The 412-nt window shown below is 68.9% G+C and carries 1 pseudogene; it reads left to right on the forward strand.

The annotated features are described in order from the left end of the window. Positions 1–351: pseudogene (locus tag V7793_RS38045) on the forward strand (2-oxoacid:acceptor oxidoreductase subunit alpha); the annotation flags it as partial. Positions 352–412 lie beyond the last annotated feature (61 nt).

Consider the following 412-nt stretch of genomic DNA (forward strand, 5'->3'; position numbering starts at 1 on the left):
GTCGCGGTGCCGGACCTCACCGTCGACGACCCCTCCGGGCAGGCCCGCACCCTGGTCCTGGGCTGGGGTTCGACCTACGGGCCGATCACCGCAGCGGTCCGCCGCGTCCGCGCGGAAGGCGGCCACGTCGCGCAGGCGCACCTGCGCCATCTCAACCCTTTCCCTGCCAACCTCGGGGACGTGCTCACGACCTACGACACCGTCGTGGTGCCGGAGATGAACCTCGGCCAGCTGGCCACGCTCCTGCGGGCCCGTTACCTGGTCGACGTCCGCTCCTACACCCAGGTCAGCGGCATGCCGTTCAAGGCCGAGCAGCTCGCCACCGTGCTCAAGGAGGCCATCGATGACTGAGGCGCTGAAGCTGGTGCCCAAGGCCGAAGCCCAGCAGTCCATGAAGGACTTCAAGTCCATG

It is taken from the genome of Streptomyces sp. KLMMK, assembly GCF_036961605.1.
Classification (GTDB): Bacteria; Actinomycetota; Actinomycetes; order Streptomycetales; family Streptomycetaceae; genus Streptomyces; species Streptomyces telluris.